Origin of the sequence: Aequorivita sublithincola DSM 14238, from assembly GCF_000265385.1 — a bacterium.
Taxonomy (GTDB): Bacteria; Bacteroidota; Bacteroidia; order Flavobacteriales; family Flavobacteriaceae; genus Aequorivita; species Aequorivita sublithincola.
The window spans coordinates 1,710,120-1,722,245 of record NC_018013.1; the positions used below are offsets into that span (position 1 = coordinate 1,710,120).

The window sequence follows — 12,126 nt, forward strand, 5'->3', positions numbered from 1 at the left end:
ATAAAATAGTTTGCGAAAATGAAATGGAGTAGTATATTTGCCACCGCTTAATACAGCAAGGAACATGTTTCCAAAATGTATTGGTAACAATTTTTCACTATGCCTAACTGTTGTTAGGGTTTACCGAAAGGTAGATTGAAAATTTGGTCTGGTAGTTCAGTTGGTTAGAATACCTGCCTGTCACGCAGGGGGTCGCGAGTTCGAGTCTCGTCCAGACCGCAACAAGATGTTGTGTTGAGTCACTTAAAGGTGGCTTGTGGTTTAGAAATAGACCGATGAGAAGCTTTTCCTAATGGAGAGGCTTTTTTTGTTTTATCACAATTCTGAATTTCTTCAATTCACATACAACTTTTGAGATTGTCCTCAAAATGATTCCATTTTTTCTTAGATTAGTAGCTTCAAATTTAAAACAATTGTTATGCAACCCGCTGATTCAAAATTAATTAAAATGGGTCAATATATAGAGCAATGGAAATCTATTAAGGATTCACGACTAGTATTTCTAAACTGTTACCATTTAATGAGTACCAATATGGTTTCAGCAATTAGTAACAACGAGTTTCACGATACCCTTTGGGTAAATAAATTGCTGCGTCGCTTTGCTAATTATTATTTTGAGGGTTTAATCTGTTATGATTGTGGAGAGCCAACCTCTAAAGTTTGGGACAACGCCCATAAAGCTACAAAGAATTCTAATTTAAGCGAACTGCAATTCTTAATACTTGGTGTGAATGCTCATATAAATTATGACTTGGTATTGGCCTTACACGATCTATTAAAACCTGAATGGAACACACTTTCGGAAATTCAAAGAAAGCAGCGTTATGAAGATCATCGTCATGTAAATCATGTAATTGCAAGTACTATAGATCGGGTTCAAGATGAAATTTTGGAGCCATTAAACCCAACTCTTGTGTGGGTAGATTTATTGTTGGGTCGAATGGACGAATATCTAATTTCCAAACTCATTACTAATTGGAGGGAAGATGTTTGGGAAAAAACGCAAGAACTTCTTGAAATTGAACATTCTGAAGAACACGAAGTCTTTCGCTTAAAACTTGAAAAATCTGTTTTAAAGCGTGCTGAAACCATTTGTATATTCTAAATGTATTACAATAATTCCAAATTCAGTAACACAAATTGAGTATTTGGCTAGATCCTAATAATTATAGGTAAGATCGATGAGAAGCTTTTCAAAATGGAGAGACTTTTTTTGTTTTTGATTGTTTCTACTTATTTTACCTTAAATTCTTCCATTTGGAGGAGCCTTTTTAGGGATCAAGACTAATTGCTGTCGTTATGAATCATCCTCAATAGCCTGAATCAGTTTTTTCATACTTTGATTAAACGGTTCTTCCCTAACATCAAGACACAAACTATCTCTTAATCTACCAATAATCCCATCCAGATTGTTTCTAAGTGCTAATAAACGAGTGTTTTGAATATTAAGATCTCTGGTGTCTATCATCTTTTGCTGATATTCAGGAATCATTTTCTGATTGGTTTTCAGCTGCTCGTCAATGTCAGTTACTGCCTTTAAAGTATAATCCGGTTGAAAGAAATCGTCATCAAGATAACAGGCAATAAATTTTTTGTTTTTCATGTAGCGTTCTAAAAAGAAGGTGTCAATAGTTTCAAGTGCTACCCAAGCAGATTTTAAACTTCTGTTCGATACTAAAGAAACGGTTACAGTAGATTCACCTATAGATTTCTCAATAAAGTTTTTTATATCAGCTCCTGCCATCATATCTTCTTGATCTATAATTACTTCTATGCTCGCTTTTTCAAGAGCATCCAGTATTTTTAAAGCAACTTCACTATCACTATGATTATAAGATATAAACACTTTTGGATCCATATTGGAGAAATCAGTGCTAGCATCAACCACCTTTTTGATATATAATTTTTTTCGAATTAAATAAATTATAAACACCTCCAACGGAATAAGTAGTAGCGCAGACATTAGTAAAGTCTTGGAATATGCCAAATATGGAAGCCCTTCTTGTGTTGTAGCAACATATCCTTGCAAAAGAATAGTAAGTAGCGATAAAAACACAAATAAGCCAGAAAGAGCTACTATAATTGTAATATTCCGTTTTACGGTTCTTTCTCCAATTTGAAATAAAACTAAAATAGGAGCAATGTAAAGAGCCACCAACCAAAGCCAAGGAATATAAACTAGGTTTTTATATTTACCTCCAATGGTTTGCAAAACTATGGCAAGCAACAATAATATGAAACCAGTTAAAAAAATACTCAATAAGCGTGTACGGATTTGTCTGATTGTTTTCATTTAATTTTTGCTTAATTCACCCCAAAGTTTAGCTTTTACTAAGTGCTCCCTTCCTTGATGTAAACTATGAGGAACAAGGGCAGCGTTAATATCATTTTCTGGGAGTTGATATTCATAGATTAAGGCGGTAACGTTATAGTTCTTAGTGAATAATCTCTCAGGAATTCCGTATGGAATATCGGGTTCGCCATTATCGAGCCAGCCCAGTGCTTCATCTTTTGTAGGACTTTCACTTGATTTTTTTAAAGAATTGTCCGTAACAATAAAGGCGATTACCCTAAAATATCCTTTCTGAGGAAAAAAAAGCGAGCTAAGATATTTTGAAAATGAAATATCTTTCCTTTCATTATACTTTATTGCCCATCTATCTGTCCCCTTTATTGATGTGGCGTCTTCATTTATTTGTTCTAAACGAGTAGTAACCACAAATCCGTGTTCACCATCTCCAATTGGATAATAACTTTTTTCAAAATATTCGGCTTTGTCCAGAGCTGATCTGAGAATTACATTAACATCTCCCAACGTTTTACAAGTTGAAAAAAAGCCCTTCGGAATTACATCTCGGGCAGAAGCCTGAGGTGGTGGCCATGGAAATGCGAATCTTGGCATAAACGACATAACCGTATCATCTTTCCAATTGGAACAGCTGCCATAGCCCGTATTGCAATTTGTAATATACCCAAAAGCAGCCAAGTCTTGTTTTCCATTGGTAATTGCTTTTATGTTAGTTCTTGCAGCCAGAAAAGCAACATAAGGAAACCCATTTACTATTTCCTTTGAAAAATAAGTGCTGAATAAACTGCTTTCACCTTCTTTTAAGGTTGCATTGCTTCCCGTTGTAAAACTTAAAAGACCCTTATCAAAATTCTTAGGTTTTGCGAAAGAAATTCCATTACTTGACGCGGATTTATTGAATTTAAAATGACTTGGGTAAGCAACATCAATAGCGATTACACTTTCTCGTGCTTTTAAATTATTCATCATAGAATCCAATGCAACCGTTTGGGAAATTACATTTTCCTCCTTATTTATCTTTGCATCAATGGGAACCAAATAATTCTTGTCATTGAGTACAACCATATGACCAGAATAATAAAAAAAAGCAACTCTAGCCTGTTTGGAATTTTCTTCAAAAACTGAAAAGACTTGGTACATTTCATCACGCGAGGCATCGTCTATCCTTACAATATAAAAATTCAATTTTTTTAAAGCGGTTTCCATTTTTGCAACATCATTTTTAGGTGTTTTCAGTGCGTTTTCTCCTTCATATGCGGCGTTGCCTATTAACAGTGCAATTTTATCGCTGGAAGCAGGAGTAATCGCACCTCTAGTAGCCGGCACCACATCATTTTTTATTTGAGCAGTTATGGTTGTTGAAATTAACATGAAAACTATAATGGAAAATACGGATAATGAGGTGATTCCATTTTTTAAGTACATAAGATCAATTTTTTATAAGCATTTTCCACAAAGGGAAATTTCTAAAATAAAACTTCATAATGGAATTGCTCGGTTTCAATAAAATGTAATTGTTGAAGGTGAATGTCTATTTCAGTTATGACTATTATATTGTTCACATATAAAACATTAAAACGTAAGGTGAGGATATCGTTTTATATGTTTGTGAGGATATGAGGCAAAATTGGAAATATTCAATAACTTGATTTCTTGACAAAACCGAACAAAAAAAACATTTTTGGGTGTATTAAGTTCAGCAATTACTAGCTTTTCTATTATGAATAAATCCATCTTGCAATAAGATAACTTGTTAAAATTAATGTATTTTTTTGGTTAAAATCTTGGTTTAAGCTTTAAATTTTTAGAAGATTGAAAAAGAACGTTCTTTAAAAGAGCAGTTTTATTGCTTCTAGAAAATTGTTGAAAGGGATTAATATAACAATATAGTAACCAGATTTCTATTGAATGCCAAAGCATTGATAGGTATTATCAACTATAAATAGAACGATAAGAGGCTATCTTAAAAAAAGTGCAATTTTCGTTTCAACTTCAATTTGAGACTAAAATCTATCAACTACAATTTTGCTTCAAGGCAGAATAACTTTACTTTTGGCTCGTTAAAAATTCAACTATTAATGAGCCGATTGCTTCTTTTTTTCTTTTTAATTCTTTCGTTTTCCTGCTCTAACAAACCGGATTATAAAAACAGTTCGAGAGCAACTGGCTGGAAAATGATTGGCCGTATGGGTGGTTTTGCAAAAAATTACAATAAAGAAGCACAAGAACAGGAAACAGGTCCGGGTCTTGTTTTGATTGAGGGTGGCACATTCACTATGGGGAAAGTGCAAGACGATCCTATTGGCGATTGGAACAACACTCCAAATCAGCAACACGTTATGTCCTTCTATATGGACGAAACAGAGGTAACCAACCTAATGTATCTAGAATATATAGATTGGGTAAAACGAGTTTTTCCGCCAGAAATTGATAATTATAAAAATATTTACGCTAGCGCAGTGCCGGATACATTGGTTTGGCGTAATTCTTTGGGGTTCAATGAGTCTATGGTCAAAAATTATCTGCGTCATCCTGCTTTTGGGGAATATCCAGTGGTTGGTGTAAGTTGGTTACAAGCCGTTAATTTCTGCAAATGGAGAACAGATAGAGTGAATGAAATATTTCTAGAAGAATCAGGATTTACCGCTCCGAATGCACGATATAATGTTCAAGGAGCTGAACTTTTTTCAACAGAAACCTATTTAACAGCGCCTTCACTGTCTTACGGCGGAAATGATTCCATATTAAATGGTGGCAAACGCTCCAAAATATTGGTAGAATTGAAAAAGGATAGTACTGAGCTTGGTGCAAAACACACAGATTTATATTTGCAACGAAAAGACGGAATTTTTCTTCCTGCATATCGTTTGCCAACGGAAGCCGAATGGGAATATGCAGCCTTAGGTCTTGATGGTATTAGAGAATACAACACCCACAAAGGAAGAAAAAAATATCCGTGGAACGTCCAATACACACGTTCGGGAAAACGTAAATCTCAAGGAGACCAATTGGCAAACTTTAAACAAGGTGAAGGTGATTATGGTGGAATTGCAGGTTGGAGTGATGACAATGCAGACATAACCGCAAAAGTAAAAAGCTATGTGGCAAATGATTATGGTCTTTATGATATGGCTGGAAACGTGGCAGAATGGGTGGCAGATGTTTATAGACCAATAGTGGAAGATGATTATAATGACTTCAATTATTTCCGCGGAAATGTTTACACCAAAAGTTCTGAAAATGCAGACGGAACTTTTAATTCCGTAACCGTAGATGCTATTATCTATGATACATTACCGAATGGAAAACTCATTCCAAGACAACTGCCTGGAGAATTAATTCAAGTGCCTGTAGATGACAAAGAAACCTATCTTCGCATAAATTTTTCAACAAGCGACAATAGAAATTACTTAGATGGCGATCAAGGTTCTAAAGCCTATAATACAAAAAATGCTTCTTCAACAGAATACCCAATGTACAATTCACCAGTTCAAAAAACTTATGTCGATAGTACTGGAAAAATTCAAAGAGAATACGATAAAACCGCTAATAAAACTACACTTATCAATGATGAGGCGCGTGTGTTTAAAGGTGGTTCGTGGCGCGATAGAGAATATTGGCTAGATCCTGCACAACGTAGATATTTGCCGGAATATATGGCCACAAATTATATTGGTTTTAGATGCGCAATGTCTAGAGTTGGGTCAAAAACCAACAAAAAGAAAAGAGCTCGTTAAGATTAATTATGTAGAAATAATTTTTTTAAAGTTTCCTCATTTATCCAAAATTGTTTTTTTAGAAACGCGCTTTCAGTATCTTCACGACCCTAAATAAAAACAATGATTTCAGAAACAATAAAGAACAGACGTGCGGTTTTTCCAGCACAATATAACGATCAGCCAATTTCCAAAGAAGAAATTTTAGCCATCCTTGAAACTGCCAATTGGGCGCCAACTCACAAAAGAACAGAACCTTGGCGTTTTAAAGTTTTTCACGGTGAATCTCAGGTAGCTCTCGGAAAATTTGCTGCAGAAACCTACAAGCAAACTACTTCAAATTTTTCAGAATTTACTTATGCAAAATTCATGGACAATCCCGTAAAAGCTGGTTGTGTAATCGCTATTTGCATGCAACGCGATCCAAAAGAAAGTTTGCCCGAATGGGAAGAAATTGCAGCTACATCTATGGCTGTTCAAAATATGTGGCTCACGGTACACGAGATGGGTATTGGCGCATATTGGGCCTCGCCAGGTATTATAAAACATATGGACAAACTTATCAAGATGGAAGAAGGAGAACAATGTTTAGGCTTTTTCTATATGGGAAAATACAATGATGAACTTCCCGAAGGAACCCGCAAAAGCACTATTGAAGAAAAAACCACTTGGATATAGGATTCAATCCCGATAGCTGTCGGGACAAGATTTCTAATTCAAAATTTACACTTAAAACCTCACAGATTCCTGAAATCTGTGAGGTTTTTTAATAGGAATATAATTTTATTAACTAAAAAATTAGTTTAAACTAATTTTTTAGTTATATTTGATAACTGATAACTGATAACTGATAACTGATAACTGATAACTGATAACTGATAACTGATAACTGATACCTGATACCTGATACCTGATACCTGATACCTGAACCATGAAACAACTTACAAAAGCAGAAGAAGACATTATGCAAATCCTTTGGAATTTAAAAGAAGCAAATGTAGCTTCAATTATGGATGAATTTCCAGAGCCAAAACCAGCCTACAATACCGTTTCTACCATTGTTAGGATTTTGGAGAGCAAAGATTTTGTGGATTACAGAAAAGAAGGACGTGGCCATGTATATTTTCCAAAAGTGAAAAAAACGGAATACAGCAGCCAATCATTAAACAAGTTGATGGACGGTTATTTTCAAGGTTCCTTTAAAAGTATGGTTTCCTTTTTTATGAAGAAAAACGACATCAGCATTCAAGAAATGGAGGTTATTATGAAAGAAATTAACGCTGAGAAACCTGAAAAATGATACACACACTATTTCAAATACTCGTTTTTCAAATACTGTTTTTGGCAGTTTATGATCTTTTTTTTAGGAAGGAAACTTTCTTCAATTTGAACAGAGTTTATCTATTGTTAACACCAATTTTAGGCTGTGTTTTACCATTTATAAGCTTAGAGTTTCTTCAACAAAACATTCCGAAGGAATATGTATTTCAGTTGCCAGCGGTTATTATTGGCGATACTTCTGAAACAATTTCAAGTGGAGTTTCATCGTGGTTTCCCAGTTTATTAGATTTCTGGTTTTTAGGAATGCTTCTCAGCGCATTGTTTTTCGGTTGGAAATTATACAAAATAGCAAAGTTGAAAATCGCTGGAACTGTGGAAAACTTCCCAAATTTTAAATTGGTGATTCTTCCCAAAACAGACACTGCATTTTCTTTTTTCAACTCAATATTTATTGGCGAAAACATTTCCGAAGAAAGCAAAGCCAGCATCATTTCTCACGAAAAAATTCACATAGAGCAAAAACATTCTCTAGACTTACTGTTTTTTGAAATTCTAAGAATTGTGTTTTGGTTCAATCCAATGATTTATCTATTTCAGAATAGAATAGCCACTCTTCACGAATATATTGCTGATGCAAAAGTGACGCAGCAAAAAAGTAAAAAACAATACTATCAAAATCTACTTTCGGAAGTATTTCAAACCGAAAAAATATCATTCATCAATACATTTTTCAATCAATCATTAATCAAAAAACGAATAATTATGTTACAAAAATCAAAATCCAGAAAAATCGCGCAACTTAAGTATTTACTATTGTTGCCAGCAATCTTCAGCATGTTATTTTACACAGCTTGCAGCGACGATCCAAAAGCCGAAGAAACGCAAACTGTAGAACAGTCAAATTCCGAAGTAATGAACAAAATCAATGAACTGGACGAAGCCATTATGAAAAAAGGCGAAATGACTCCAGAAGAAGAAAAAGCCTTGAAACTTTTAACAACAGAAGCACAACCAGGCGATAAAGTTTACACTTCCGTTCAGGAATATTTGGACGAAACAAAAGATCAAAACGAAGCAGATGTTCCTTTTGCAGCTATTGAAAAAGTGCCAGTTTTCCCTGGCTGCACAGGCGCTGATAATGAAGCTATGAAAAAGTGTATGTCTATGAATATTTCGCAATTTGTTGGCACCAATTTCAACACCGAGCTTGCCAATAGTTTAGGCTTGGTAGGCAGACAACGCATCGCCGTTCAATTCAAAATTGATAAAACTGGAAAAATAGTAGATGTTCGCGCGCGGGCTCCAAAACCAGAACTTGAAGCGGAAGCTGTTCGTATTGTAAAGTTACTTCCACAAATGCAACCCGGCGAGCAGAAAGGTGAAAAAGTAGGCGTACTCTATTCTTTACCTATTGTTTTTGATATAAAGTAAATTTTTAATTACAATTATTACCAAAGCCGAAGAATTTCTTCGGCTTTTTTGTTGAAATAATTTCTTCATGCTTCAAACCATTTAGTTTCAGTAAATTTGTACTTTTCAAGTTGAATTTTTTCTGAATGATAAAGCGTTTCCATTTTGTTTTTCTTTTATTACTGGCAACCTCCTGTCAGTTTTTTGAGACCGAAAAAGTTTCTTCAGAAAATATCTATGAACAAGAAATGAAAACAATAAATTGGAAAGATGTGGATAGCTACCCATCTTTTTCAAACTGCGAAAACGCCTTAGAAAAACCCGAACAGAAGGAATGCTTCATTAACACTATATCTACACAGCTTTACAAATCGCTTAACCACGAGGAAATTGTTGCAACTCGCGATATTTATGACACTATAAAAGTAAATTTTGAAGTGAGCAGCAAAGGCCAGCTTTCCATTCTCCAAATAAAAATGGACACCATTTTGCAGAAAGAATTCCCAAATTTGGAAATTTGGTTATTACAAAGCATCGATTCCTTAAAGCCAGTAGCACCAGCTTATAAACGTGGCATTCCTGTGAAAACACAATTTACGTTGCCGGTTATTATTAGAACAAATTGAATTTTCGATAAAGCAATTATTGCTTTTTAAAACTACGACCCTTCCAAGCATAACTTCCGCATAAACTTCCAATTACAACCAAAACTGTTATAATAGCATACAGAAAAGGTTGCCAAATAAAGTTTAAGACTGAAATTTTTACGTTGAAAAAACTAGAAGTTTGTTTTATTACAATATAATCGATGCTTATTTTAAAGAAGATTAAAAGTAGAAATAGAATAATATTTTCAGAATCGAAAATCATTAAAAAAGGAATTGCCAAAATGGAAGCATTCACAAAAAGTACAAGCAAGCCTAATAAAAGTGAAGAAATATTCTTCTGTTTCGAAGTTTTTGAAGCCCAACGCACACGCTGATTAACAACCTTTTTCCAACTAAGTTGAGGTTTAGTAGAAACAACTACTTCTTTCGATTTTAGAAATTTAACCATTTCAGGAAATGCTTTTTTCATCTTTTCCAATAGAAAAATATCGTCACCACTGGCAATGTGATCATTACCCGAAAAACCATTCACAAGTATAAATGCATCTTTTTTATACCCCAAATTTGCACCATTACTCAACAAAGGATTCCCAAAACCAAAGCTTCCAATAGTTACAGCTTGCAGACTTAGGCCGTCCAATTGTTGAAAATTTTCAATAAAACTTCCGTCACTTTCATACACAACAGGACCGCAAACCATAACTGGATTATTTTTCTGAATGAATGCATCCAAGGTTTTCAACCAATTTTCAGGTAATTCACAATCGGCATCTGTAGTTACAATCCATTCAAAATTTGAATTTTTTATGGCTTCGGAAATTGCGTCTTTTTTAGGAGAATTTGAAATACGATTGTTCTGAATAAGTTTTATTAAAAATTTACTTTTTTCAATTGCTGAACAAAGGATTGCTTCAGAAGTATCTTCGGAAGCGTCATTCACAAAAATGATTTCAAATAGTTCAGTAGAATAATTCAATGCTTCAATAGTTCTTAGAAGATATGGAAGGTTTTCTGCTTCGTTTCTAAAGGGAATTACAATACTAAAACGAGTTTTGTGAATTATTTCTTCCGAAGAAAAAACGGATGCTTTTCTAAAACCATAAACCAATGCCATCATACAAATAAAGTATGCGCCAAAAAGAATTACAAAACCCCAAATCATTGGGTAATTGGTTTATAGGTAAGCACGAAAAAACTTCCAAGAAATGCAGGAAATACAAAATTGAAAAGCCACATTGCAAGAACGGTACTCAAAACAACCAACTCCGGAACTCCCGCAAAAGAAAACAACCAAACCGCCGCGCCACTGCGGATTACAACGTCAAAAATAAAAAGTGTTGGCACAATTGAAACTAATAAATACATTGCAAAAATTAACGGCATAGCTTCAAAAAAAGAAATGTTTGCGCCAAAAAAAAGTAACATTCCGTAAAACATTCCACTGAAAATTACATATCGAAATGCAGAAAATAATACAGTTTTAAACTTTATTTGAAACGGAATATTTCTGAAAAATTTTGTCTTTTTTGTTATTGAAAAACCTTTCAGCAAGAGTTCTTTTTCCTTAAAATAATAACCAATCGCAACCATTAAAATTACACCAATTCCAAAATAGCAAATTGTAGTAATTGAATAATTTATATTAAAATTCTTCAACAAATAAAATACCCCAAAAACACCGAAAAACCCCGTAACCAACATTTGAGTTGTACTAGAAAAGAAGTTTAGTAATAGTATTTTTTTCCGCTTTCTCGTTTCAAAAAAAAGCGCTTTTGCACCATATTCCCCGATTCTATTTGGTGTTGCCAATGAAACGGTCAATGAAGCCAAACTCTGTTTTAAGGCCGTTTTAAAATCTATTTTTTCAATCGTTGAAACCAAAGTTTTCCATTTCAGAATTTCAAAAAACCAGTTGGCTGATGCTAAAAGCAGAAAGAATACTAATGAATAAATAGCAATAGTTCCTTTTGAAATGATAGTCGTTATAAACTCACTAAAATCCAAGGAAGCATTATTCTTTAGGGTATAAAAAATGTATCCAAAAGTCACAGCAAGCACCAAAACTTTCGTGGCGACAAGCAGATATTGTTTAGCTTTGTGGGATATGGCAATCATGATGCTAAAATACTAATTCCTGCGAAAGCAGGAATCTCTATTGAAATGGAAACTAAAACAGAAAAAATAATTTTAGGAATAGATCCCGGAACCACAATTATGGGTTTCGGTCTTATAAAAGTGGTTGGCAAACAGATGCAGTTTTTACAACTGAACGAACTTCAGCTTAAAAAATACGACGACCACTACCTGAAATTAAAACTAATTTTTGAACGTACCATAGAACTAATAGACACCCACAACCCAGACGAAATTGCTATTGAAGCACCTTTCTTCGGAAAGAATGTTCAGTCTATGTTAAAATTGGGTCGTGCACAAGGTGTAGCAATGGCGGCTGGACTTTCAAGAGAAATTCCGATAACAGAATATTCGCCAAAAAAGATAAAAATGGCAATTACAGGAAACGGAAACGCTAGTAAAGAACAAGTGGCTAAAATGCTTCAAAGTCTTTTAAACCTAAAAGAACTTCCAAAAAACCTAGATAGCACCGACGGACTTGCTGCTGCGGTTTGCCATTTCTACAATTCAGGAAAAATGGAAACAGGTAAAAGCTATACCGGTTGGGCGGCTTTTGTAAAACAGAATGAAGACAGGATTAAGTAGGCAGTTTTCAGTTGCAGTTAGCAGTATTTCCAACTAATCTCTGAACCTTCGCCAATCAAAACAATTTCCTCTGTGCCCTCTGTGC

The 12,126-nt window shown here is 34.4% G+C and carries 11 protein-coding genes and 1 tRNA gene; 8 read left to right on the forward strand and 4 right to left on the reverse strand.

What is annotated here, in order from left to right; genetic code table 11:
• The first annotated feature begins 145 nt into the window (after positions 1 to 145).
• Both AEQSU_RS07940 and AEQSU_RS07945 read left to right on the forward strand, forming a co-directional pair.
• Positions 146 to 219 (forward strand) — tRNA-Asp (locus tag AEQSU_RS07940).
• 229 nt (positions 220 to 448) lie between these two features.
• Positions 449 to 1,105, forward strand: a complete 657-nt coding sequence (locus AEQSU_RS07945) for a DUF5995 family protein (RefSeq protein ID WP_211206524.1) — start codon at positions 449 to 451, stop codon at positions 1,103 to 1,105.
• 192 nt (positions 1,106 to 1,297) lie between these two features.
• Here AEQSU_RS07945 and AEQSU_RS07950 read toward each other — a convergent pair whose 3' ends face one another.
• Together AEQSU_RS07950 and AEQSU_RS07955 are read right to left on the reverse strand one after the other, a co-directional pair.
• A complete protein-coding gene (locus AEQSU_RS07950; protein WP_014782347.1) occupies positions 1,298 to 2,293 on the reverse strand; it encodes a toll/interleukin-1 receptor domain-containing protein in 996 nt (331 codons plus the stop codon).
• A complete protein-coding gene (locus AEQSU_RS07955) occupies positions 2,294 to 3,733 on the reverse strand; it encodes a caspase family protein (protein WP_014782348.1) in 1,440 nt (479 codons plus the stop codon).
• Between the two features lie 653 nt (positions 3,734 to 4,386).
• Here AEQSU_RS07955 and gldJ point away from each other — a divergent pair.
• The 5 genes from gldJ to AEQSU_RS07980 all read left to right on the forward strand — a co-directional run bounded on the left by gldJ (position 4,387) and on the right by AEQSU_RS07980 (position 9,341).
• Positions 4,387 to 6,045, forward strand: a complete 1,659-nt coding sequence (gene gldJ / locus AEQSU_RS07960) for a gliding motility lipoprotein GldJ (RefSeq protein ID WP_014782349.1) — start codon at positions 4,387 to 4,389, stop codon at positions 6,043 to 6,045.
• A 102-nt stretch (positions 6,046 to 6,147) separates the two neighbouring features.
• Positions 6,148 to 6,702: a nitroreductase family protein gene (locus AEQSU_RS07965; RefSeq protein WP_014782350.1), complete on the forward strand. Its 555-nt coding sequence runs from the start codon at positions 6,148 to 6,150 to the stop codon at positions 6,700 to 6,702.
• 253 nt (positions 6,703 to 6,955) lie between these two features.
• Entirely contained in the window at positions 6,956 to 7,324 is a 369-nt protein-coding gene (locus tag AEQSU_RS07970; RefSeq protein WP_014782351.1) for a BlaI/MecI/CopY family transcriptional regulator, read from the forward strand.
• Complete coding sequence (locus AEQSU_RS07975; RefSeq protein ID WP_014782352.1) at positions 7,321 to 8,736, forward strand: M56 family metallopeptidase; 1,416 nt, start codon at positions 7,321 to 7,323, stop codon at positions 8,734 to 8,736. Before AEQSU_RS07970 ends, AEQSU_RS07975 begins: the two co-directional genes overlap by 4 nt.
• Positions 8,737 to 8,861: 125 nt before the next feature.
• On the forward strand, positions 8,862 to 9,341 hold the full coding sequence (locus tag AEQSU_RS07980; RefSeq protein WP_014782353.1) for a hypothetical protein: 480 nt from the start codon (positions 8,862 to 8,864) through the stop codon (positions 9,339 to 9,341).
• Between the two features lie 16 nt (positions 9,342 to 9,357).
• On the opposite strand, the gene AEQSU_RS07985 is transcribed toward AEQSU_RS07980, so the two are convergent.
• Positions 9,358 to 10,485, reverse strand: coding sequence for a glycosyltransferase family 2 protein (locus tag AEQSU_RS07985; protein ID WP_014782354.1), 1,128 nt, complete (start codon positions 10,483 to 10,485; stop codon positions 9,358 to 9,360).
• A complete protein-coding gene (locus AEQSU_RS07990) occupies positions 10,482 to 11,438 on the reverse strand; it encodes a lysylphosphatidylglycerol synthase transmembrane domain-containing protein (RefSeq protein WP_014782355.1) in 957 nt (318 codons plus the stop codon). The genes AEQSU_RS07985 and AEQSU_RS07990 overlap by 4 nt, the downstream gene beginning before the upstream one ends.
• A 45-nt stretch (positions 11,439 to 11,483) precedes the next feature.
• Here AEQSU_RS07990 and ruvC point away from each other — a divergent pair, with 45 nt between their 5' ends.
• On the forward strand, positions 11,484 to 12,041 hold the full coding sequence (ruvC, locus tag AEQSU_RS07995; protein WP_014782356.1) for a crossover junction endodeoxyribonuclease RuvC: 558 nt from the start codon (positions 11,484 to 11,486) through the stop codon (positions 12,039 to 12,041).
• Positions 12,042 to 12,126 lie beyond the last annotated feature (85 nt).